The 23,880-nt window shown below is 65.0% G+C and carries 15 protein-coding genes and 2 pseudogenes; 6 read left to right on the top strand and 11 right to left on the bottom strand.

What is annotated here, in order from left to right:
* Window positions 1-72 precede the first annotated feature (72 nt).
* Window positions 73-2,907: an AMP-binding protein gene (locus FFS13_RS09970; RefSeq protein ID WP_137818951.1), complete on the bottom strand. Its 2,835-nt coding sequence runs from the start codon at window positions 2,905-2,907 to the stop codon at window positions 73-75.
* Between the two features lie 422 nt (window positions 2,908-3,329).
* On the opposite strand from FFS13_RS09970, the gene FFS13_RS09975 reads away from it, so the two are divergent.
* On the top strand, window positions 3,330-4,640 hold the full coding sequence (locus tag FFS13_RS09975; protein WP_137818952.1) for an MFS transporter: 1,311 nt from the start codon (window positions 3,330-3,332) through the stop codon (window positions 4,638-4,640).
* Here the strand turns inward: FFS13_RS09975 and FFS13_RS09980 are convergent.
* The 3 genes and pseudogenes from FFS13_RS09980 to FFS13_RS20085 form a co-directional block, all read right to left on the bottom strand.
* Entirely contained in the window at window positions 4,637-5,071 is a 435-nt protein-coding gene (locus tag FFS13_RS09980; RefSeq protein ID WP_137818953.1) for a thioesterase family protein, read from the bottom strand. The two genes, FFS13_RS09975 and FFS13_RS09980, sit on opposite strands and share 4 nt — an antisense overlap.
* Window positions 5,072-5,118: 47 nt before the next feature.
* Window positions 5,119-6,282 (bottom strand): iron-containing alcohol dehydrogenase, encoded by a 1,164-nt coding sequence (locus tag FFS13_RS09985; RefSeq protein WP_137818954.1) that lies wholly within the window; start codon window positions 6,280-6,282, stop codon window positions 5,119-5,121.
* A gap of 284 nt (window positions 6,283-6,566) precedes the next feature.
* A pseudogene (locus tag FFS13_RS20085) lies at window positions 6,567-6,890 on the bottom strand (hypothetical protein).
* A 61-nt stretch (window positions 6,891-6,951) separates the two neighbouring features.
* Here FFS13_RS20085 and FFS13_RS09995 point away from each other — a divergent pair.
* Window positions 6,952-7,419, top strand: coding sequence for a hypothetical protein (locus FFS13_RS09995; RefSeq protein ID WP_137818955.1), 468 nt, complete (start codon window positions 6,952-6,954; stop codon window positions 7,417-7,419).
* A 155-nt stretch (window positions 7,420-7,574) separates the two neighbouring features.
* Here the strand turns inward: FFS13_RS09995 and FFS13_RS10000 are convergent.
* Window positions 7,575-9,503: pseudogene (locus FFS13_RS10000) on the bottom strand (ATP-dependent DNA helicase RecQ).
* 318 nt (window positions 9,504-9,821) lie between these two features.
* Here FFS13_RS10000 and FFS13_RS10005 point away from each other — a divergent pair.
* Window positions 9,822-10,016: a hypothetical protein gene (locus FFS13_RS10005; protein WP_137818956.1), complete on the top strand. Its 195-nt coding sequence runs from the start codon at window positions 9,822-9,824 to the stop codon at window positions 10,014-10,016.
* 317 nt (window positions 10,017-10,333) lie between these two features.
* On the opposite strand, the gene FFS13_RS10010 is transcribed toward FFS13_RS10005, so the two are convergent.
* From FFS13_RS10010 to FFS13_RS10020, 3 genes are all read right to left on the bottom strand, one after another.
* Window positions 10,334-11,878 carry a phosphoenolpyruvate carboxykinase gene (locus FFS13_RS10010; RefSeq protein ID WP_137818957.1) on the bottom strand — a complete coding sequence of 515 codons (1,545 nt, stop codon included), beginning with the start codon at window positions 11,876-11,878 and terminating at the stop codon, window positions 10,334-10,336.
* Between the two features lie 157 nt (window positions 11,879-12,035).
* A complete protein-coding gene (gene hslO / locus FFS13_RS10015; RefSeq protein ID WP_137818958.1) occupies window positions 12,036-12,923 on the bottom strand; it encodes an Hsp33 family molecular chaperone HslO in 888 nt (295 codons plus the stop codon).
* Between the two features lie 94 nt (window positions 12,924-13,017).
* A complete protein-coding gene (locus FFS13_RS10020) occupies window positions 13,018-13,416 on the bottom strand; it encodes an RNA-binding S4 domain-containing protein (RefSeq protein WP_137818959.1) in 399 nt (132 codons plus the stop codon).
* 164 nt (window positions 13,417-13,580) lie between these two features.
* Here FFS13_RS10020 and FFS13_RS10025 point away from each other — a divergent pair, with 164 nt between their 5' ends.
* Both FFS13_RS10025 and rimK read left to right on the top strand, forming a co-directional pair.
* Entirely contained in the window at window positions 13,581-14,030 is a 450-nt protein-coding gene (locus tag FFS13_RS10025; RefSeq protein WP_256657869.1) for an ATP-dependent zinc protease, read from the top strand.
* A complete protein-coding gene (gene rimK / locus FFS13_RS10030) occupies window positions 14,027-14,932 on the top strand; it encodes a 30S ribosomal protein S6--L-glutamate ligase (protein WP_137818961.1) in 906 nt (301 codons plus the stop codon). Before FFS13_RS10025 ends, rimK begins: the two co-directional genes overlap by 4 nt.
* 65 nt (window positions 14,933-14,997) lie before the next feature.
* On the opposite strand, the gene FFS13_RS10035 is transcribed toward rimK, so the two are convergent.
* The 3 genes from FFS13_RS10035 to ompR all read right to left on the bottom strand — a co-directional run bounded on the left by FFS13_RS10035 (window position 14,998) and on the right by ompR (window position 21,033).
* Window positions 14,998-18,801 carry an EAL domain-containing protein gene (locus tag FFS13_RS10035; RefSeq protein ID WP_137818962.1) on the bottom strand — a complete coding sequence of 1,268 codons (3,804 nt, stop codon included), beginning with the start codon at window positions 18,799-18,801 and terminating at the stop codon, window positions 14,998-15,000.
* Window positions 18,802-18,916: 115 nt separating this feature from the next.
* On the bottom strand, window positions 18,917-20,230 hold the full coding sequence (locus tag FFS13_RS10040; protein WP_137818963.1) for an ATP-binding protein: 1,314 nt from the start codon (window positions 20,228-20,230) through the stop codon (window positions 18,917-18,919).
* A gap of 71 nt (window positions 20,231-20,301) precedes the next feature.
* Complete coding sequence (gene ompR / locus FFS13_RS10045) at window positions 20,302-21,033, bottom strand: two-component system response regulator OmpR (RefSeq protein ID WP_137818964.1); 732 nt, start codon at window positions 21,031-21,033, stop codon at window positions 20,302-20,304.
* 489 nt (window positions 21,034-21,522) lie between these two features.
* On the opposite strand from ompR, the gene FFS13_RS10050 reads away from it, so the two are divergent.
* Entirely contained in the window at window positions 21,523-23,847 is a 2,325-nt protein-coding gene (locus FFS13_RS10050) for a Tex family protein (RefSeq protein WP_137818965.1), read from the top strand.
* The last annotated feature ends 33 nt before the right edge of the window (window positions 23,848-23,880 follow it).

The raw sequence follows: 23,880 nt of genomic DNA on the forward strand, positions 1-23,880 counted from the left end.
GTGTTGTAAATGAGCATTTTGAGGCCGTTTTTAACGCCGTATCGGCAACGTAGGTAGTTTTTCAACGGCCTGCTAACCGCTGATCGGCCCCTCCGTCTCATCCAGTTGCGCCAGCAGCGCTGCCCGCACGGCATCCCGCAGCTTGATCGCCTCCAGCCAACCCGGCCCTTCCGCCCACAGCGGGGCGCCGACGCTGACACCGATCGCGCCGTGGTGCGGGAACCACTGGCCGTCGCGCAGCACCATGCGCGTGCCGCGGATGGCCACCGGCAGCAGCGGCACGCCGGCCCGCGCGGCGAGCACGAAGGCGCCCATCTGAAACTCTTGCAGGCCCGGCGCCCGGCTGAGGGTGCCTTCCGGGAAGAACAGCAGGGATTGCCCTTGCGCTATGGCGCCGGCCAGGGCTTCGGCGTCTTCGGCGCTGCGCTGCGGGTCGAAGCGTTCGACGAAGTGGGCGCCGATCTTGCGCAGGAACAGGCCGGCGATCCATTGGCCGGCCAGCTCGCGTTTGGCGACGAAGCCGAACTCGGCCGGCAGGGCCGCGCAGAGGATGATGCCGTCCAAATAGCTGGCATGGTTCGCGGCCAGCACGCTCACCGCCTTGCCGGGCAGGTGTCCCAGGCCCTCGACGCTAAATGGCACGCCGGCTAGGCGCACGAACAACCGCGCGGCCGCCCGGGTAAAGGCGCGGCACCAACTCAGGCGCGGCAGGGCCGCCACCGCCAGCCAGGTCAGCGGGGTCATGCTCCAGAACAGCAGCCAGATATAGACGGCATAGAGCGCCGCACTGCTGGCCCGCCACCAGCGGCCGAATTGCCCGCGCCCGGCCAACAGCCCCAAGCGCAGCAGTTGCCGCCACACCGCGCGCCGCTGCAGCCCCAGCTCACCGCGTTCGTACAGCTCGCGGCTGGCGGCGCGGCGAATCTTGCCACTGGAGGTCTTCAGCACGCTGTGCGGCGGCGCCAGGACTATATCGTCCGGCGGCACGCCGGTGAGATCGACCACTATGCGGTTGATCTCCTGCTGCAGCCTTTGCCGTGCGGCGACGTCCTGCTCGTAGCTTTCCGCCAGCACCACCAGGCGCTCGGTGCCCGTGGCCGGATCGCGGCAGCCGAACACCGCGACGCAGCCCCTGCGCAGGCCCGGCAGGTTGCCGACCGCCGCCTCGACATCGTAGGGGTAGATGTTGCGCCCGGCGCGGATGATCAGGTCCTTGGCGCGGCCGGTCAGGTAGACCTCGTCGCCGGCGATGTAGGCCAGGTCGAGCGAGTCCATCCAGTCCCCGTGCAGCACCCGGCGGGTCTCTTCCGGGTTGTGGAAATAGCCGCGGGTGGTGGACGGCCCCTTGAAGTGCAGGTGGCCTTCGCAGCGCTCGGGGAGCTCGACGCCGCTGCCATCGACGATGCGCAGTTGATGGCCCGGCAGCGGTCGGCCGCTGGCGACGAAACGCAGCGCGTTGGCCGCGCCCGGTTCGGCCGGCAGCGCTTTACCCGAGACCTGGAACGGCTCGCGCTGCACGAGGTCGATCAGCGGCCCGCGGCCCAAGGGCGGGAAGGCCACGCCCAGGGTCGCCTCGGCCAACCCATAGACGGGTGCCAGCGCGGCGGGCGCCAGGCCGTAGCGGGCGAAACGCTCGGCGAAGCGCTGCAAGGTATCCGGGCTGACCGGCTCGGCACCGTTGAAGGCCAGGCGCCAGCGGCTCAGGTCAAGGCCCTCGAGGTCGCCGTCGGCGAGTTTGCTCAGGCACAGCTCGTAGGCGAAATTCGGCGCCGCCGACAGCGTGCCGCGGTAGCGGTCGATGGCCCACAGCCAGCGGGCCGGCCGCGCCAGAAACGCCAGGGGCGACATCAGCACCAGCGGATAGGCGTAATACAGGCTGCCCAGCCAGGCACCGATCAGGCCCATGTCGTGGTACATGGGCAACCAGCTGACGAAGACGTCCTCGCTGTCGATCCGCACCGCCTTGCCCATGGCGCGCAGATTGGCCAGCAGGTTGGCGTGGCTGACCATCACCCCCTTGGGCTGGCCGGTGCTGCCCGAGGTGTATTGCAGGAAGGCGAGGTCTTCCGGCTGCCGCAGCGGCGTGACGCACCCGCCTCCCTCGCCGGTCAGCTCGGCCACGCTGGCGATCTCGGTCAGGCTCGGCACCTGCGGCTTGAGCAGGCGGGCGAGCAGTTTCGCTTCCGCCACGGTGATCATCGCCACGGCCTCGGCGTTGCGCAGAATGCCCGCCTGGCGCCGCAGGTGATCCTCGATCTGCGACAGGCGCAACGGCGGGTAGATGGGCACCGGCACGCCGCCGGCCAGCAGGATGCCGATGAAACCATAGAGAAAGTCGCGCCCGGTGGGCAGCATCAAGGCGACGCTCTGGCCGGCGCGCAGGCCGCGCCGCTGCAAGCCCGCCGCCACTGCCAGGGCGCCCTGATGCAAGGCCAGGTAGCTGATGTCTTCCGCCTCGTCGCTTTCGCCCAGGAGGCGGACGTGCGTGTGCTCGGGCTGGGTGCGCAGGTGCCACTCCAGCACCTCGATCAGGGTAAGGGCAGCGTCCGGCGTCAGCCGGCCTGGCGTCGAGGTTTGGGGGGCGTCAGCCGCGGCAAGCGGGCGAGCCGTCCCTGCGCGGCCGTGCATGCGCAGGGCAGGCAACAGATCCGCCGGAGTGTCCGCCGTGGCGAACAGGTCTTCCGGCAAGCGCACGCCGAACTCCTGCTCGATGCGCGACCAGAGCTCGACCCGGGCCAGGCTGCCCATACCCAGGTCACGGTCGAACACACTCTGCAGCGTGACCCGCAGCCCTTCTGCCGATTGCGGGTGTAGCTCGGCCGCGGTTTGTCGAACTATCCCGAGCAATTTTTCCGCGACCCCATCGGAGCCGGGGTTGGCGCTGGTTTTCTCAGGCAGGCGAGACATCGGCGGCCCCTCTCAAGACAGGCATGAACCCTGCCCTCACTAAGAACCTGTGCAATATCTGCTGCGCTTGGCCATGCTGCGTTGAACACAGGCTCGGACTGCTCATTTACCATTCGTAAACTCCGCGTCCTCGCCTGTTTTCGCCTTGCCTGACCTGCGCTCGCGACGATCTTGAGCAGGTTCTAACGGACACCCGGCATTCCTGGCGGCGGCCGCAGAGCGTTGCGCGACTGGGTCGCTACGCACCGAGCGCCACGCCACCACTACTAGTATTAACTGTAGTTGCTGATCGCGTGCCGGCCTGCGCCTGCAGGGGTTACCCGCGCGGAGCAGCAAGGGGATGGGCTGATCTGCGCGGCGCGAACTGCGGCCAACAGTAGTGATGCCCAGCAGATCCAGCGGCGCCGAGCGGAGACCTTGCCATGCCAGCCAGCCTTGCCCCCGGAGTGACACGCCGAGAAGCCTGGTCTTGGGCGATGTTCGATTTCGCCAACTCCGGCTACACCACAGTGGTGATTACCGCCGTCTTCAACGCCTACTTCGTCGCCGTGGTGGCCGAAGGCCAAACCTGGGGCACGCTGGCCTGGACCAGCGCCCTCGCCCTCTCCTATGCCCTGGTCATCCTGACGGCGCCGCTGGTCGGCGCTTATGCCGACGCCCTCGCCTGCAAGAAGCGCCTGCTGCTGGTCAGCACCGTCGGTTGCGTCGCCTTTACCGCCGCGCTGGCACTGGCCGGGCCGGGTGCGCTCGGCGTCGCGGTCCTCTTCATAGTGCTGTCCAACTTCTGCTTCGGCAGCGGCGAGAACCTGATCGCCGCCTTCCTGCCCGAACTCGCCCGCACGGAGGCGTTGGGGCGCGTGTCGGGCTGGGGCTGGGGGTTCGGCTATATCGGCGGTCTGGTCAGCCTGGGCGCCTGCCTGGCCTATGTCGGCTGGGCACAAACGCAGGGCCAGACCGCGGCGCAATTCGTGCCGGTGTGCATGCTGATCACCGCGGCCTTGTTCGCCGTGGCCAGCGTACCGACCTTCCTGTTCCTGCGCGAACGCAGCCTGCCGCAACTGCAGCTCGGCGCCGCGCCTATCCCGCGGGCCGTGTGGGCGCGCTTTGCGCAGACGGTGCGGGACGCCGGCCGCTATCGCGACCTGCTGCGCTTCCTCGCCTGCACCCTGAGCTACCAGGCCGGTATCTCGGCGGTGATCAGCCTGGCCTCCATCTATGCCGATCAGGTCATGGGCTTCAGCACCCAGGACACACTGCTGCTGATCTTCGTGGTGAATATCACCGCCTCCATCGGCGCCCTGCTGTTCGGCTTTTTTCAGGACCGCATCGGCCATATCGCCACGCTGACGCTGACCCTGCTGGGCTGGCTCGGCATGGTCGGCCTGGTCTGGGCGGCGCGCGGCCCCGAACTGTTTTGGCTGGCGGCCAACCTGGCCGGTCTGTGCATGGGCGCCAGCCAATCGGCCGGCCGCGCGATAGTCGGCCTGCTGGCGCCGCCGACCCGCCTGGCGGAGTTCTTCGGCCTGTGGGGGCAGGCGGTCAAGCTGTCGGCGATCCTCGGCCCGATGACCTACGGCCTGACCAGTTGGCTGAGCGGCGGCGATCATCGCCTGGCGATGCTGATCACCGGCGGCTATTTCATCCTCGGCCTGCTGATTCTGCTAAGCGTCGACCTCGAGCGTGGGCGGCAGGCGGCAGTGGCCACCTCGGCAGAGCCGCTCCGTTCGGCCTAGCCCAGCAACAACTCGGCCAGCGCCGCTCTTAGGCGCGGCGGAATCGCAACCGGCTGGTTGCTCGCGCGGTCGACGAACACATGCACGAAGCGCCCGGCCGCACAGGCCTCCTCTTCACCCTGCTTGAACACCGCCAGCTCGTACTGCACCGAGCTATTGCCCAGCTTGCCGACCCGTAAGCCGATTTCGATCCGGTCGGGAAAGGCGATGGAGGCGAAGTAATCGCAGGAGGAGCTGACCACGAAGCCCACCACCTCGCCGTCATGGATATCCAACCCGCCCTGCTCGATCAGGTAGCTGTTCACCGCGCTGTCGAAAAAGCTGTAGTAGGTGACGTTATTGACGTGGCCGTAGAGGTCGTTGTCGTGCCAGCGGGTGCTGATGGCTTGGAAGTGCTGGTAGTCGGCGCGCAGGTGTTGGGGTTGGCTCATGGGTTGTCCGTCGTGTTCAAAGGATGGCTGAGTCTGTGATGCGCTGTTTAATACGCCGCCTGGTAGATCGCCAGGGCGTCGGCCTCTTTGACTTCGCGGGGATTATTCACCAGCAGGCGCTGTTGCAGCATGGCCTCGCTGGCCAGTTGCGCCAGCATCGCCTCGGGTACGCCGGCATCCCGCAGGCGGCTCGGCAGGCCATGGCGCGCATTGAGCGCGGCCAGTTCGCCGATGAACTGTGCAGTCAGGCTGTGCGCACTGCCCGGCTTGAGTTGGCTGCCCAGCAGCAACGGCGCCAGTTCGGCGTACAGCTCGCTGGCGGCCGGAGCGTTGAAGCGCAGCACATGCGGTAGTACCAGGGCGTTGCTCAGGCCATGGGGAATATGGAAGTGCCCGCCCAGTGGATAGGCCAGCGCATGCACCGCCGCCACCGGCGCGTTGGCGAAGGCTTGCCCGGCGAGGCAGGCACCGAGCAGCATGGCTTGGCGCGCGGCGCGGTTCTGGCCGTGGTGGACCGCCTCCTGCAGATTCGCCGCGAGCAGACGCAAGGCCTCGCGGGCCAGCAAGTCGGACAGCGGGTTCTTCTTCAGGGCGCTGGTATAGGACTCGATGGCGTGCACCATCGCATCGATGCCGGTGGCGGCGGTGACCGCCGGCGGCAGGCCGAGCGTCAGCTCGGCATCCAGCAGCGCCAGATCCGGCAGCAGCAGCGGCGAAACCACCCCCAGCTTGCTGGTTGCGCCGGTGGTGATGATGGCGATCTGGGTGACTTCCGAGCCGGTGCCGGCGGTGGTCGGCACTTGGATCAGCGGCAGGCGCTGGCCCTTGGCGTTGCCGACACCGTAGAGCTCGGGCAAGGCCTGCGCGCACCGTGGATGGGCCAACAGCGCGACCAGCTTGGCCACGTCCATCGAACTGCCGCCACCGAAGCCGACGATCAGCTCGGCCCGCATCTCACGCGCCTGCTGCACCGCGCTGAGCACTATGGCTTCCGGCGGATCGGCGACCACCCGATCGAACACCGCGACCGCCACACCTTCGGCGGCGAAGCCGGGCAGCACCTGGTCGAGCAGGCCGAAACGGGTGATGCCCGGATCGGTGACGATCAACACCGACTGCGCCCCGCGCTCACGGCACAACGCCGCCAGCCGGCGTGCGGAACCGGATTCGCAGATGATCTGTGCGGTAGTGGCGAAACTGAACGGCTGCATGACTGATCCTCTTGTTGCGGTGTTTGTGTTGACCACTACACAGGTCAACGCGAACCCCGTAGGAGCGACCCAGGGCCGCGAAAGCGAACCCACTGCCAACTCGACTGATCCACACAACCTGGCAAGGCCTCCAACTAAGGTCCTCGACGCAACCGCGCGGGTTTCACCCGTATATGGCTTTGGCGAACAATAGGATACGGATCTGCTGGGCAGAGTGAATCGCCCCATGCACGTTCAGCAGTGAACTCTTTGCTGCGAATTATCTTCATGATTTGTGGTTGCGCCTAACGCTGGGCATCAGCAGGCGCCAGTGGCGATTGGAAAGCCATTGCCGAGGCTTCTGCATTGCAGTCGCGCACGCTCTCGAGCACTTCCCAGCTGCCGCGCATGCCGGGTTCGACGGTAAAGATATCCCTGGCTGTCAGCTGGATCGGCTCCAGGCCGTCCGGCGTGCAGATTCAGGTGTCCTCGATCTTGCTGCCGTCTTCCAAGGTGTAGGCGTTGAGGTTGACCCTGTGCGGGGCGCCGGCGAGCTTGGTCCATTTGCAGAATGGGCTACTGCATCGAGCGGATGCGCCGAGTCCTCGGCGGGTTAGCACGCAGAACATGGGAACCCCCGACAAAAATGGTCTTTGCTTGCTTGGGTAGGCATTACGCGATGGAGTCGATATGACGCAGGCAACCTGGGAGCTGCTTTCCTACCTCGTCACCGTGGTGGCCTTGCCATTCGCGATTGGCGTGTTCCTCTTCGAGCAGCGCAAGGAGCGCCAGAACGAGGAAGATGCCACCTGGCAGCAGATCTCCGATGCCTATATCGCCTTCCTCGAGGTGGTGCTGGCCAACCCGGACCTCAGGCTGCGCAGCCAGCGCGCTACGCCCGACCTGAGCGACGAGCAGCGGGAGCGCATGCTGGTGATCTTCGACATGCTGATCTCGCTGTTCGAGCGCGCCTATCTGCTGGTCTTCGACACGAATATGAACGAGAAGAGGCGGCGGCGCTGGCATTCATGGGAGGACTACATGCGCGAGTGGAGCCGGCGCGAGGACTTCCGCGAGCGGTTGCCGGAACTGCTGCGTGGCGAAGACCCGGATTTCGCCGTGTACATCCAGCGCCTGGCGAAAGAGGAAGCCAGCTAGCTGTGATCTCTCTGTAGGTTGTTCATCCGGCGCGCAACCACGTCTTCGGGACAACCGCCGCCCACTCACGGGTGCGAGCGGTTTAGCGCGGTTGTAGGAGTCAGCGTGCCGGCGAGCCGCGGTGAACAGCCAAAGCATCGCCAGCCAGCGGACGCCTACAAGGGCGGGGCGGCCCAGCTACGCACTGCGGCATAGGGATAGGCCTCCAGCGCGGCGAAGCCGGGGATACCGCGCGCTTTGAGCTTGGTAAACAGCGGCACGCTGATACCGCAGAGAAAGCGGGTCAGGCATTCGGCGCTGGGCGTGAAGCCCTTTAGCGCCTGATGGCGCTGGATAAAGGTGCCGCAGAGGCTTTGCAGGTTGTGTTCGGCTAGCGGCTGCAGCGGCGGCGGTTCCGGCAGGTGGGCGACCTGGCCGTGGCACACCGAGCAATGTCCGCAGCGCTCGGGCGCCTGTTCGTCGCCGAAGTAGGCGGCCAGGCGCTGGCTCAGGCAATGGTCGGTGGCGAACAGCGCGAGCATGGCGTGGATGCGGGCGATCTCGCTGGCCTCCTGCTGCTGGAAATAGCCGTGCAACTCGGTGCTGAGGGCCTCGCTGTCGAAGCTGGCGTCGAGCAACGCGTAGACCTCGGTCATCTGCTTGCTTTCCAGTTCGATCCAGCCCTTCTCCTGGAACCAGTCCAGCGCCTTGACCACCCGCCCGCGCTCGGCCTGGTGCTGTTGGTACAGCGCGTCGAAATCCACCGTGCACCAGGTGCGCGCGCGGCTGGAGCTGTTGATGATGGCCTCGACGAACTGGCGCCGTTCACCCGCGAACTTGGCCAGCAGCGCTTCCGGTTCGAGCAGGTATTTGAAGCGATATTCGGCGAAGTAGGCGTAGCGCGGGGCGATGATGCCGCGCAATTCCAGCTATACCAGCAGAGTCTTCAGCGGCAGCTGGCGGATATTGCTCTGCTCGCTCAGGGCATTGAGCATCAGCTCCCACTGACCGCCCTGGCCGCTGGCCAGCAGCTCGTCGAGCACGCAGCGGATGCCCTGGCGCTCAGGCGTATCGCCGTAGACGAAGTTCTCCAGCACGTTGAGGCTGTCGCGGTTGGCCAGTACCAGGCAGTCGGAGGGCTGGCCATCGCGCCCGGCGCGGCCGATTTCCTGGCTGTAGTTCTCGATGGATTTCGGTAGGTCGAAGTGCACCACGCTGCGGATGTCGCTCTTGTCGATGCCCATGCCGAAGGCGATGGTGGCGACTATGCAGTTGATCCGCCCATCCATGAACTGGCGCTGGATCGCCTCGCGCTGCTCGTGGGCCATGCCGGCGTGGTAGGCGCTGGCGGCGATGCTGTGCTGGCTCAGGTGTTCGGCGACCTGCTCGGCGGTCTTCTGCTGGGTGACATAGACGATGCTCGGCTGCCCGGCTTTGCCGGACAGCCAGTCGACCAGCCGGCGCTGCTTGTCGCGACCGCTGATTGGCTCGACCAGCAGGTTGAGGTTGGCCCGGTAGAAGCCGGTGGTGACCACGTCCGCGGCGGCGATGGCGAACTTGCTCTGCATATCGGCGATGACCGGCGGTGTGGCGGTGGCGGTGAGCAGCAGCACCTGGGGGATGGCGAACTGGCGCTGGTAGTCGGGCAGCTTGAGGTAGTCCGGGCGGAAGTTATGGCCCCACTCGGAGATGCAGTGGGCTTCGTCGATCACCAGCAGGGAGATCGGCACCTGCTGGATAAAGCTGCGAAAGCGCTCATTCTTCAGGCGCTCCACCGAGATCATCAGGATCTTCAGCTCGCCGGCCTTGGCCTTGGCCATCACCGCGCTGGCGTCTTCACGGCTCTGCGCCGAGTCGATACTGGCGGCGGCGATACCGTGCTGATGCAGAAATGCCAATTGATCCTGCATCAGCGCCAGCAGCGGCGACACCACCAGAGTCAGGTGCGGTAGGTGCAGGGCCGGCAACTGGTAGCACAGCGACTTGCCGGAGCCGGTGGGGAAGATTGCCGCCGCCGAACGCCCGGCGAGCACGGCGCTGATGGCCGCGTCCTGGCCGGGACGTAGTTGGGTGAAACCGAAGACGCGGGAGAGGGTATCGAGCATGGGCTGTCATCCATTGACCGCTTGAGGGCCAATGACCATAGCGCGGTGGTGGGGGTGAATCCAGGGGTGGAGCGGGTGTGTTGCGTTCAACAAGAGCTTTCGCGGGCATGGCCCGCTCCTCCGATTTTCGCGGCCGAAGCCGCTTCCACCATTGCGTTCCCCGAGCCCGCGGTAGGGCGCTCAAGCAGAGAGACTGGGCCGTTATTCGGGCTTAGCCCAAGGGGCCCTTGGCTTATCGCCAATCTCACTAAGCTCGCTGGTTCTCGGGAGTTACACTAAGGTCAGCGCTTACCGCAGGGAGGATTCCATCCAATGATGATGAGTGGCACAACCAACCTATCAACCAGCACCCGCGTCGTCCTGCGCGCTGGCGAAGCCGCTAAAGCACTGGATGTACGTGTAATCATGGAGCCGATCAAGCAAGCCGTGGATGCCGGCCAACAGTTTGTAGAGACACAGCACAACGCGCAGAGCGCGCGTGAAGCCGTAGCAGCGTATAGGCAGACGCACTGAGCTAAACCAGTTGAACACCTACCTGGCCGTAAGTCAGGACAGCCACAGCGCTGACAAAGACCCGCTCGAACTGGACAGCATGGCGAAACCTACGCCGCACCCTGGAAACCAACCAGGCGGCCAGCAAGTTTGATCAGGCGCCCGTTACACTGCGCCAACCGGTTGAGGCCGTGACGGTTCATGGCAATGACCTGCAACCGCCTCGGTCCGAACCTATACCGCAGCGGGCTTGATGCCTTCCCAATAAGGCGCCGCTACTAATTCGATACCTACAAAAAAGCCGCCCCGAGGCGGCTTTTTTATGCGCGGGGTACGCGTTACAGCTGCGGACCGGCGTTCTTGATCGCGTCAGACACCTCGAACTTCTTGAAGTTTTCGATGAACTGTTGCGCCAGGCCTTTCGCCGCTTCGTCGTAGGCGTTCTGGTCAGCCCAGGTGGTGCGCGGGTTGAGCAGGTTGGTTTCGACACCCGGCACCGATTTCGGCACGTTCAGGTTGATGATCGGCAGGTGCTCGGTCTCGGTACCGATCAGCGCGCCGCTCTGAATTGCCGCAATCACGCCACGGGTAGTCGGGATGTTGAAGCGCTTGCCGACGCCGTAGCCACCGCCGGTCCAGCCGGTGTTGACCAGGTACACCTTGGAGCCGAAGCCCTTGATGCGCTTGATCAGCAGCTCCGCGTATTCGCCAGCCGGGCGCGGGAAGAAGGGTGCGCCGAAGCAGGTGGAGAAGGTCGACTTGATGCCGCCGCCGGAACCCATTTCGGTGGAACCGACCAGCGCGGTGTAGCCGGACAGGAAGTGGTAAGCCGCTTGCTCTTCGCTGAGGATCGACACCGGCGGCAGTACGCCAGTCAGGTCGCAGGTCAGGAAGATCACCGCGTTCGGCTCACCGCCAAGGTTCTTCTCGGAGCGCTTGTCGACCAGCTCGATCGGGTAGGCCGCACGGCTGTTCTGGGTCAGGCTGTCGTCGGCGTAGTTGGGCAGACGGGTAAGCGGGTCGAGCACGACGTTTTCCAGCACGGCGCCGAACTGGATGGCTTTCCAGATCACCGGCTCGTTCTTCTCGGACAGGTCGATGCACTTGGCGTAGCAGCCGCCTTCGATGTTGAACACGCTGCCAACACCCCAGCCGTGCTCGTCGTCGCCGATCAGGTAACGGCTTTCGTCTGCCGACAGGGTGGTTTTGCCGGTGCCGGACAGGCCGAAGAACAGGGTTACGTCGCCTTCTTCGCCGATGTTGGCGGCGCAGTGCATCGGCAGTACGTCGACGGCCGGCAGCAGGAAGTTCTGCACCGAGAACATGGCTTTCTTCATCTCGCCGGCGTAACGCATGCCGGCGATCAGCACTTTCTTGGCGGCGAAGTTGAGGATCACGCAACCGTCGGAGTTGGTGCCGTCACGCTCGGGCACGCACTCGAAATCCGGCACATTGAGGATCTGCCATTCTTGCTTGGCGCTCGGGTTGTACTGCTCCGGGTTGATGAACAGGCAACGGCCGAACAGGTTGTGCCAGGCGGTGCCGGTGGTCATCTTGACCGCCAGGTAGTGCTCGGAATCGGCGCCTACATGGACGTGGGAAACGAAACGCTCACGCTCACCGATAAAGGCTTCGACGCGGTCCCACAGGGCAGCGAACTTGTCAGCCGGGAACTTGCGGTTGATCGGGCCCCAGGCGATGGCCGCTTGAGTGCTCGGCTCTTCGACGATGAAACGGTCAACTGGCGAGCGGCCGGTACGGTGGCCGGTACGAACGACCAGCGAGCCGTTGGCGGCAAGTTCGCCTTCACCACGACGGATGGCCTCTTCGACCAATTGTGCGGCGCTAATGTCGGTGTACACGGCGGTGTTGGCTTGCGTCATGTGGGGTCCCCGTCGGCCTAGGGCCGAGCCTCCAAACGTTTTGTAGTAAAAGCGAAAGCACTACTACATCGAAAAAAGTGCGCCGGATTATGCCAGAAAAGCACAAGCCGAGTGCAGCCTCTGATCAGATCACTGGGCGGTTAGCGCCCGCCCGCATTCAATGCCGGGTATCGGACGGTGTCTGCACGCCGCCACCGGCGAACAATTGCGCGACGTCGGCAGCATCGAATGAATAACGTTGATTGCAGAACTGGCAGTCGATTACCACGGTGCCGTCGTGTTCGCGCAGCAGTTGCTCGGCATCCTGCTGACCGAGGCTAACCAGCGCGTTGGCCGAGCGGTCACGCGAGCAACTGCAACGAAACTTCAGCGCCTGCGGGTCGAACAAGCGTAGCGCTTCTTCGTGATAGAGGCGGTGCAGCAAGGTTTCATTGGCCAACCCGAGCTGTTCTTCGGCGCCCAAGGTATCGGCCAGGACCGTCACATGCTGCCAGCTGGCGGCGCGCGCCTCCGCGTCTTTAATCCGCTCGGCCGGCAACTGCTGCAGCAACATGCCGCGGGCGCGCCGACCATCGGCATTCAGCCAGAAGCGTGTCGGCAGCTGTTCCGAAGAAGCAAAGTAGTCGGATAAGCACGCGGACAGGTTGATTCCGTCGAGCGCCACAATGCCCTGGTAACGCTGCCCGTTACGCGGGTCGACGGTCAAGGTCAGCATGCCTTCGGGCATCAGTTCGCGCAGACCGGCGTCGGCCGCCACCTGATCGGCATGGTAGCGGGCGATGCCGCGCAGTTCGCGCTCGCTGGAGCATTCGACCATCAGCAACGGCACCGCACCGGAGGAGCGCGCCTGCAAGATCAGCAGGCCCTCGAACTTCAAGGTGCCCACCAAGAGCGCCGCCGCCGCCAGCATTTCACCGAGCAACTGCGCGACCGGTTCGGGGTAGGGGTGTTTGGCCAGCACGTGGGTGTAGCTCTCGCCGAGGGCGACCAGCTCACCGCGCACATCGCTGTCGTCGAAGAGAAAACGTTGGGAAAAGTCAGACATGCCAAATTCGCTGAGTGTGGCCAGGGTTGGCGATTTTAGGCGCAAACCCACAGCCGACCAAGCGCCTCTTATCTATCGACTCGGCTGGCAGTCTCTATTGATCCTGACTGCCACGAAACTGCTGGAGCTGGCGGCGCTGCTTCTTGCTCGGCCGGCCATCGGTCTCTACGCCGAGGGCGCCGGCCTTGCGCTGCTGGGCGGCGTGTTCGCGGCGGACGAGGCTCTCGGCCGTTTCCGCGTACAGCGCCTGCGCCTCGGGCGCGCCACGGCGCACCACCGACAGCGCCTGCACGACCACCGTGCGCTCATCGAAACCGCTGCGAATCAGCAATTCATCGCCGATCCGCGGCTCCTTACTCGGCTTACAGCGTTCGCCACGGCAATGCACCTTGCCGCCCTCGATGGCCGCCTTGGCCAAGGCGCGGGTCTTATAGAAGCGCGCGGCCCAGAGCCACTTGTCGAGGCGTACCTTGTCGTCGTCTTTTTCGTTCATCGGTGTCCTCTTGGCTCCTGTAGGCTGTGCTTACTGCGGTCGCGCGATCGGCGCACTCTAACGAATCATCGGCAGATGCGGTTGTCATACGGCCCGACTAGAATGCCGAGACGCCTTTCGGAAAGCCGCATTTGAAGACTTTTGATCAACTCAGTGTCATTGGCCTGCGCGAATGGATCGCCCTGCCGGATCTCGGGGTGGCGGGCTTGCGGGCGAAGATCGATACCGGCGCCAGCACGTCCACTCTGCATGCCACCGAGATCGTGCCGTTCGAGCGCGACGGCGACAGCTGGGTACGTTTTACCGCGCACCTCGGCACCCTGGTACAGCTGCGCCACCGTCACTGCGAGGCGCCCCTGGTGGCGGTGAAAACCATCAAGAGCTCCAACGGCCAGACCCAGAGCCGCTACGTGATCCGCACCAGCCTGGCGCTGGGCGATCGGGTGTGGCCGGTCGAATTCACCCTGGCCTGCCGCAAAGCCATGCGCTATCGCTTGTTGCTCGGCTCCAATGCCTTGATTGACGGCCAGTTGGTGGTCAATCCGGCGCTTTCCTATATCCAAGATAAGCCGGCGTTCCCGGCCTTTTCCTCTTCCGTCACAGGTGTTGCATGAAGATCGCTGTGCTGTCGCGTAACCCGCGTCTGTATTCCACCCGCCGTTTGGTCGAAGCTGGCGAGCAGCGTGGCCATGAGATGGTGGTGATCGACACCCTGCGCGCCTATATGAACATCGCCAGCCACAAGCCACAGATTCATTATCGCGGCAAACCGCTGGAAGGCTTCGATGCGGTGATCCCGCGGATCGGCGCCTCGGTCACCTTCTACGGCTGCGCGGTATTGCGCCAGTTCGAGATGATGGGCGTGTTCCCGCTCAACGAGTCGGTGGCCATCGCCCGCTCGCGAGACAAGCTGCGCTCGCTCCAACTGCTGTCGCGGCGCGGCATCGGCCTGCCGGTGACCGGCTTCGCCCACTCGCCGGACGATATCGCCGACCTGATCCAGATGGTCAACGGCGCGCCGCTGGTGATCAAGGTGCTGGAAGGCACCCAGGGCATCGGCGTGGTGCTGTGCGAAACGTCGACGGCGGCCGAGTCGGTGATCGAGGCCTTTATGGGCCTGAAGCAGGACATCATGGTGCAGGAGTACATCAAGGAAGCCGGCGGCGCGGATATCCGCTGCTTCGTGGTCGGCGGCAAGGTGATCGCCGCCATGAAGCGTCAGGCCAAGGCCGGCGAGTTCCGCTCCAACCTGCACCGCGGCGGCACCGCCAGCCTGATCAAGATCACCCCGGAAGAACGCATGACCGCCATTCGCGCGGCCAAGGTCATGGGCCTGAGCGTCGCCGGCGTCGATATCCTGCGCTCCAACCACGGCCCGCTGGTCATGGAGGTGAACTCCTCGCCGGGGCTGGAAGGCATCGAAGTCACCACCTGTAAGGATGTCGCCAGCATGATCATCCAGTACCTGGAAACAAACGGCGGCCCCCACCTGACCCGCACCAAAGGCAAGGGCTGAGGCTGAGGCTGAGGCTGAGGCGGATCGAGGCCTATGCCCGGCGCGGCGTGACCGCAAGACGGCCTTCAATCGGCTTGTGTTAACGCCCCATCCCAGCCCACGGCTGACGAATTTTCCGCCAGCCATTCGAGAAACTCCGCTTCGCCGAGTGGCGGACTGAAGTAGTAACCCTGTCCCAGCGAGCAGCCATGCGCGCGCAGGCTCTCGAACTGCGCCTGGTTTTCGATCCCTTCGGCGACACATTCCAGACCGAGGTTACGGGCGATCACCAGGATGGTCTCGACCAGCATCAGCCCACTGGCCTCGACTTCCAGATCCTTGATAAAGCTGCGGTCGATCTTCAAACGGTCCAGCGGCAAACGTTTGAGATAGGTCAACGAGGAATAGCCGGTGCCGAAATCGTCAAGCGCGAAGCGCACCCCCAGCCGCTTCAGCGCCTGCATGGCGGCGATACATTGATCGACGTCCTCCAGCAATACCCCTTCGGTGATTTCCAGCTCCAGCACGCTGGCCGGCAGCCCATGGCATTGCAGGCAGGCGCTGACCCGCTGCACCAGATCGAACTGACGCAACTCATAGGGGCTGAGATTGACCGCCAGCATCAGCTGTGGCCAGCGCCAATGCCAGCGCCCCAGTGCCGCGCAGGCCTGCTCCAGCACCCAGACGCCGAGGTCCTGAATCAGACCGGTTTCTTCCGCCAGCGGGATGAACTGCTCGGGTGAAATCTCGCCGCGCTCCGGGTGCGTCCAACGCAGCAACACCTCGGCACCGGCCACCCGACCGTTGGCCAGTGCCAGCTGCGGCTGAAACATCAAGTGCAGCTGGCCGCGGGCGATGGCCTGACGCAGCTCGCTTTGCAGTTGCAGACGTTGATCGATCACCGCCTGCATGGCCGGGGCGAAGAAATGCAGGGCGTTGCGGCCGCCCTGCTTGGCCCGGTACATCGCCGTATCCGCCTGCTTCAGCACGTCCGCGGCGCCCTGTGCGCCGAACGGGTGCAAGGCGATGCCCATACTGGCGCTCACCGACAGCTCATGGCCGTCGAGCTGGTAACTGCCGAGCAGACTCTGCAGCAGTTTCTCGCCGACCTCCGCCGCATGCTCGCCGGCCACTTCCGGGCTCTCGCCAAGGGCTTCGAGGAGCACGACAAATTCATCGCCACCGAGCCGGGCCAGGGTATCTTCCGCCCGCAGACAACCGGCCAAGCGCGCGGTGACTGCACGCAACAGGGCATCGCCAACCGGATGGCCGAGGCTGTCGTTGACCGTTTTGAAGTGATCCAGGTCGATAAACAGCAGCGCGCCGAAACAGCCGTCGCGCAGCTCGCGGGTCATCGCGTGCTGCAGACGGTCGAGCAGCAGGCGGCGATTGGGTAGGCCGGTCAAGTCGTCGCTGTAGGCCAGCCGCTCGATCTCGCGCTGATAGCGCTGGCGCTCGGAGATATCGGTGATGCTGCCGCGAATCAGCTGCTGCTCGCCCGGCAGCCGGACTAGCCGCACCTCACAGGGCAGCAGACGCCCGGCGCTGTCGCGGTGCAGCCACTCGAAGACCGGGGTCGCCCCGTCCAGCGCCGCCACTATGTATTCGTTGCCGGCCTGCGCCGAGGTCCGGCCATCCGCCTGACGCAGCGGGCTCAGCTCGATCGTGCTCTTGCCGAGCAACTCGGTTCGACTGAGCTTGAACAGCCGCGCGGCATTTTCATTGGCATCCAGCATGCCGCCCTCGGCGGTGAACAGAACTATGGCTTCCGGGGCGTGCTCGACCAAAGCGCGGTAGCGCGCCTCCGCCTCATGGCGCGCGGTGATGTCCTCGATCAGGGCCAGGCAGGCCTCCAGACGCCCTTGCGAATCACGCACCGCCCGCAGGCTGAGGCGGGTATAGATGACGCTACCGTCTGCCCGCAGGAAGCGCTTATCCAGCTCGTAATCATCGCGGCGGCCGGCTCTGACCGCCTCGAACAGCGGCGCCTCCACCGCTAAATCGTATGGATGGGTAATCGCCACCCAAGAACCGGAGCGCAGCTCCTCGCGGCTGCGCCCGAGCACTTGGCAAAGCTTGGCATTGACCTCCAGCCACCCGCGCTGCGGACTGATCATGGCCATGCCGATCAGCGGCGCCTCAAAGAACAGCCGCAGCCACTCATCGCGCTCGCGCAACTGCTGCTCGGCGCGCTTACGGGCGGTGAGGTCCTGGATCGCGCCATAGATGCGGATGACCTGCCCGGCATCCCGCTCGGCCAAACCCTTGATCCGCAGCCAGCGGCTGTTGCCTCGGGCGGTGAGCGAGCGCACCTCGATGTCGAACGGCTGAGCGAACTCCAGCACCTCGGCCAGGGTCTTCTGCATCAGGGCGACGCTGTCTTCATCGAAATAACCCAGGGCCTGCTTGAGCGTCGGCGGCGCCCCGGACGGGTCGAGTTCATAGATGCGAAAGCTGCCCTCACTCCAGAACATGTTGAAACTCGGCACCTCTAGCACCCAGCCGCCGATATCGGCGATGGCCTCGGTTTGCGAGAGCAAATGAGTCTGGCGCAGCAACTCCTCGCGCCGCGTCGCCAGCTCCAGCGCCAGCCGCTCACGGGCGCTGACATCGTTTTGCAGGGCGACGTAATGGCTGATGCCTTGCTCATCACGCATCGGCGCCAGGGTGACTTCGTTCCAAAACTGGCTGCCATTCTTGCGGTAGTTCCGCAGCACCACCTGGCACGACTCTCCGCGCTGCAAGGCCGTGCGCATGCGCTGCAGCTCGGCTTGGTCACGGTCGTCGCTCTGCAGGAAGCGGCAGTTGCGCCCGAGAATCTCCTCGCGGGAATAACCACTGATGCGCTCAAACACCGGATTGCAGTAGATCAGCGGCATATCGGCCTGACGCGCATCGGCGATGCTGATGCCGAGCGGGCTGGCCTGCAGCGCCAGGTTAGCCAGCGCCAGTTGCTGCTGCATCTGCGCGCTGCGGCCGAGCGCCAGACGCAGGTCACTCAGGCTGCGGCCGACCAGTAAGGTGGCGAACATCAACAGCAGCACGCTGAGGTGCAGCTCGCCGAGCTGCGGGGCGGGCGACTCGGGCACCTCGATATAACCGTAGGCCAGCGGCAACGCGAGAATCATCAGACTGCTCAGCGCCGCACCGCAAAGCGCGCCCGGAAAGCCCCAGAGCATCGCCAGGCTGAGCATGGCCAGGCCCAGCAACGGCAAGGTCAGGGGCAGTGGCAACATGCCCAGCAGCCAGGGCAGGCCAAACAACAGCGCCACTAACAGCGGCCTCGGCGGCAGGCGCCGCAGCGGCTCGGCCAACGGCGGCGCACTGCTGCCCGGCAGCGACAGCACCCAGCCCCGGCGGCGCAACAAGACGGTGGCATAGGTCAGCAAGGGCGTGGCGATCACCAGCGTGCTCAAGCAGTAGGCCAGCCACAGGTTCAAGCTGGCGACCGCCCAGTTGTCCGCCGTCACGTACCCCGTCAGCAACAGCGCGCCTTGCCAAGTGATGGCCAGGAGGGTCACCGGCACCAGCACGCCCAGCAACATGAAGCGCAATAGATGGCCCAGATCGGGGAGGGCGACATCGAAGTCGCGGCGCTGCAGCAGCAACCACGCCAGGCCAATGCAGAGGGTTTCCGGTAGCGCGTACAGCGGCCCCCAGTGCCAGTCCAGCCCCCACAGTGGCGCGCTCAGCCAGGTATTCAGGTAAATCGCCAACAGTACCCGCGGCCCCCACCAGAAGGTGAAAACCAGGCCCAGAGCAAACGGCAGGTACCAGAGCGCCACCCCCTCACTGAACTGGGTGGTGAGCGATAACCAGGTCGCCAGATGGAGCAGCGGCAGCGGTAGCCACCAGGTCCATGTGGGTAGGCGCTTGAATTCGGCGAGCATGCTGACCTCGTGCCAATACGCTGAACTAGCATAGATCAGCGCCGCCGCGTCCGTTGCGCAGATTAAACCGCGCCCGGCAAACTCAAGGCCGCACTTGCCCCCTCACCTAAACCAATCAAGCCGCGTCGCGCGGTAGCAACAGCCCCAACGGCAAGCACAGCCGCGCCTCCAGCCCGCCACCCGAACGGTTGCGCAACTCGACGCTGCCGCCGTGCTGGGCGGCGATGCGTTTAACGATCGCCAGGCCGAGGCCGGTGCCCTTACCGCCGCGGGCACGGTCGCCGCGAATGAAGGGGTTGAAGATATCGTCCAGCTCCGCCGGATCGATCCCATGGCCACGGTCCAACACGCTGAGCACCACATAGGGCGCGCTCTGATCCCCGGACACGTAAGCCGCCACTTCCACGGCATTGCCGCCGTGGTGCAAGGCATTCTCGATCAGGTTGTTGAGCAGGCGCTTGATCGACACCCGGCGCAGCGGGAAGGCCGGCACCGGCTCGAGGCACAGGCGTACCCGCTCCCGGTCATGATTGAAGGGTGCCACCACCTCGCGCACCAGCTCGGCGAGTTCCACCTCTTCCAGCCGCTCATCACGACCGTCGCGGATAAAGGCGAGGAACTGATCGAGGATCGCGTCCATGTCCTCGATGTCGCGCACCATATCCTCGACCAGCTCGGCGTCGCTGTTCAGCAGCTCCAGCGCCAAGCGCAGGCGGGTCAGCGGCGTGCGCAGATCATGGGAAACCCCGGCGAGCATCAACTCCCGCTCGCGGGCGGCCTGCTCGACGCCCTCGGCCATCTGGTTAAAGGCGCGATACACCTCGGTCATCTCGCTCGGCGTGTCGCTGCTCGGCAGGCGCACGCTGCGGCCCTGGCCGAGCTGGCGGGCGGCGAACACCAGTTGTTTGAGCGGCTGATTGAGCTGGCGCACGAAGATCCAGGCCGCCGCCGTCGACAACAGGCCAATGGCCAGGAACCAGCCGAGCACGCTCCAGATCTTCTGCCCGCGCAACGGATGCGGGTACAGCGGCACCTCGACCCAACCCTCACCGAAACTGGGCGACCGCACCCACAACGCGGAAGGTTGGTGCACACGCAGGCGCACTTCGGTATCCGGGCCCAGTTCCATGCGCATCTGCCGCTGGAAGATCCCGGTGTAGGGCCAGTGCTGCTCGCCCGGCGGCGCCGCGGCGTCCGGCGTCCAGCGCAGACCGGCGGCCTGGGCGACCAGCGGGCGCGACTCTGCATCGGTCGCCCAGTAGGCGCGCAGGGTCAGCGCCGCGCCGTGGCTGTATTGGCGGTCGACCAGCACGTCCTCGTTCATCATCAGATAAACCAGGGTCAGCGCCTTGGAGAACAGCACCACCCCCAGCACCAGCCAGAGCGTGCGGGCGAAGAAGCTTTGCGGGAACCACAGCGGGGTTTTCATCGATGCACAACCAAAGAACCGATCAGACGTAGGGTGAGTGACGCCACCACGGTGGCTAACCCACCCTAGGATCATTTATTACCGTCAGGCACGAACACGTAACCGACACCCCAGACCGTCTGGATATAGCGCGGCTTCGACGGGTCCGGCTCGATCAGCCGCCGCAATCGCGAGATCTGCACGTCGATGGAGCGCTCCAGCGCGTCCCACTCGCGGCCCCGCGCCAGGTTCATCAACTTGTCGCGGGTCAGCGGCTCACGCGCGTGCTGCACCAGCGCCTTGAGCACGGCGAACTCCCCGGTGGTGAGCATGTGCAGCTCATCGCCTCGCTTCAGCTCGCGGGTGGCGAGGAACAACTCATAGTCGCCAAAGCTGACCGTTTCGTCCTCGCTGCCCGGCGCGCCCGGCACCGGCGCGGTCTGCCGGCGCAACACCGCCCTGATCCGCGCCAGCAGCTCGCGCGGGTTGAAGGGTTTGGCCAGGTAATCGTCGGCGCCCTGTTCCAGGCCCTGGATCCGGCTGCTTTCATCGCCTTTGGCGGTGAGCATGATGATCGGCACCTGATTGTTCGACTCACGCAGGCGCCGGCAGGCCGACAGCCCGTCCTCACCCGGCAGCATCAGGTCGAGCACCACCAACTGGAACAGCTCGCGGGCCAGCAGACGGTCCATCTGCTCGACGTTTTCCACCGTCCGCACGCGGTAGCCTTGCTCGTCGAGAAAGCGCTCTAACAAGCGCCGTAGACCGGGATCGTCATCGACGATGAGGATTTTTTCGCCTTCAACCGTGGCCGTGTTGCTCATAGAGGCTCCTAAGGCTCTGTTGACGTTTGATGACGAACCGCGTTGTCGCCTGAAAGCGCGCCAGGCAAGGCGCAGGCCGCAGGGAATGCATTCCCTTGCCAAGGCCTGCAACGCAGCATGGCACGCTTTCAGGCACAACCCGAGGGGCCGGGCCCGCTGTTGCGCAGGGCGGTGTTACTCGTCGTTCATTTGGACTAACCAAATCACACTCCTCGCGCCTTGCCCTGCGCAACAGCAGGCTCCGGCGCGGCCGTCATTAAACGTCAACAGAGCCTAATTCGGCGCACAGTATGGCGCAGACGCCGCGCTAGGCGCGCGCCGCATTCGTTAGCAGATTTTTCCTCGCCTCCCGACTAAAGCCAGGAGTCTGTCGGACTTAGAACGGCTCTACGGCGAAAGCCTGGATATTGACCCGACTGACTCCTAGGTATACTGCCGGCCATTTTGCGGCAGGCGCGACTTGCCTTCATTTCTCTGTCAGGTGGTTTTATGGACAGCATCAACAACCGTATCGCCGAGGAACTCGGGGTCCGCCCGCAACAGGTCGCTGCCGCCGTGGCCTTGCTCGATGAAGGCTCCACCGTGCCCTTTATCGCCCGTTATCGCAAAGAGGTCACCGGCAGCCTGGACGACACCCAGTTGCGCAACCTCGAAGAGCGCCTGCGCTACCTGCGCGAACTCGACGAGCGCCGCGCCAGCATCCTCGCCAGCATCGAGGAGCAAGGCAAGCTGACTCCCGAACTGGCCCGCGAAATCAAACTCGCCGAGACCAAGACGCGCCTCGAAGACTTGTATTTGCCCTACAAGCAAAAACGTCGCACCAAGGGCCAGATCGCCCTGGAAGCCGGCCTAGGCGGGCTGGCCGACGGCCTGTTCAACGACCCGACCCTGAGCCCGGAAGGCGAAGCCGCCCGCTTCGTCGACGCGGAAAAAGGCGTCGCCGATGTCAAGGCCGCCCTGGAAGGCGCCAAATACATCCTCATGGAACGCTTCGCCGAAGACGCCAGCCTGCTCGACAAGCTGCGCAGCTTCCTCAAGCACGACGCCACCCTCAGCGCCCGCGTGGTCGCTGGCAAGGAAGCAGAAGGCGCCAAGTTCCGCGACTACTTCGAGCACGACGAACCGCTGAAAAGCGTGCCCTCGCACCGGGCCCTGGCGATTTTCCGTGGCCGCAACGAGGGCATCCTCAGTTCGGCGCTGAAAGTCGGCGACGAGACGCCGGGCACCCTGCACCCCTGCGAACTGATGATCGGCGAGCGTTTCGGCCTGAAAGCCCCTTCTTCTCAAGAGAGCGGCCGCGCCGCCGACAAATGGCTGGCCGAAGTGGTGCGCTGGACCTGGAAGGTCAAGCTCTACACCCACCTGGAAACCGACCTGTTCGGCGAACTACGCGAAAGCGCGGAAACCGAAGCCATCAGCGTCTTCGCCCACAACCTGCACGACCTGCTGCTCGCCGCGCCGGCCGGCCCGCGTGCGACCCTGGGCCTCGATCCGGGCCTGCGTACCGGCTGCAAGGTCGCAGTGGTGGATGCCACCGGCAAGCTGCTGGATACCGCGACGGTCTACCCGCACGTGCCGAAGAACCAGTGGGACCAGAGCATCGCCGTGCTCGCCGCGCTGTGCGCCAAGCATGCGGTCGACCTGATCGCCATCGGCAATGGCACCGCCAGCCGCGAGACCGACAAACTGGCCGCCGAGCTGATCAAAAAATATCCGGCGCTGAAAATGACCAAGATCATGGTCAGCGAAGCCGGCGCCTCGGTGTACTCGGCCTCGGAACTGGCGGCTAAGGAATTCCCCGATCTCGACGTGTCGATCCGTGGCGCGGTGTCGATCGCCCGGCGCCTGCAAGATCCGCTGGCCGAGCTGGTGAAGATCGAGCCGAAATCCATCGGCGTCGGCCAGTACCAACACGACGTCTCCCAGCTGAAACTGGCGCGCAGCCTGGATGCGGTGGTGGAAGACTGCGTGAACGCCGTCGGCGTCGACGTCAACACCGCCTCGGCGGCCCTGCTGGCGCGCATCTCCGGTCTGAATGCGACCCTGGCGCAGAATATCGTCGCCCACCGCGACGCCAACGGCGCGTTCAAGACCCGCGACGCCCTGAAGAAAGTCAGCCGCCTCGGTGAAAAAACCTTCGAACAGGCCGCCGGCTTCCTCCGTGTGATGAACGGCGACAACCCGCTGGACGCCTCCGCGGTGCACCCGGAAACCTACCCGCTGGTCCAACGGATCGCCGCCGATACCGGCCGCGATCTGCGCTCGCTGGTCGGCGACGCGAGCTTCCTCAAACGCCTCGACCCGAAGAAATTCACCGACCAGGTCTTTGGCCTGGTCACAGTCACCGACATCCTCCAGGAGCTGGAGAAACCCGGCCGCGACCCTCGCCCCGAGTTCAAGACCGCCGAATTCCAGGACGGCGTCGAAACCCTCAAGGACCTGCAACTGGGCATGGTGCTGGAAGGCGTGGTGACCAACGTCACCAACTTCGGCGCCTTCGTCGACATCGGCGTGCATCAGGACGGCCTGGTGCATATCTCGGCGCTGTCGGAGAAGTTCATCAAGGACCCGCGCGAAGCGGTCAAGGCCGGCGACGTGGTCAAGGTCAAGGTGCTGGAGGTGGATATCCCGCGTAACCGCATCGCCCTGTCGATGCGCCTGGCCGATACCCCCGGCGAGAAGCTCGAAGGCCAACGCGGCAGCCGCGCAGCGAACCAGCCGCGCCAGCCCAGCGCGCCGCGCAGCGAAGCCAAGGCACCGGCCAGCGGCGCCATGGCGGCGCTATTTGCCAATGCCAAACAGTTGAAGAAATAGATGCAGCAGTTCTGCGTCGTTGCCTTGCTCTGG

The organism is Pseudomonas sp. 2FG, from assembly GCF_005502935.1.
Taxonomy (GTDB): domain Bacteria; phylum Pseudomonadota; class Gammaproteobacteria; order Pseudomonadales; family Pseudomonadaceae; genus Aquipseudomonas.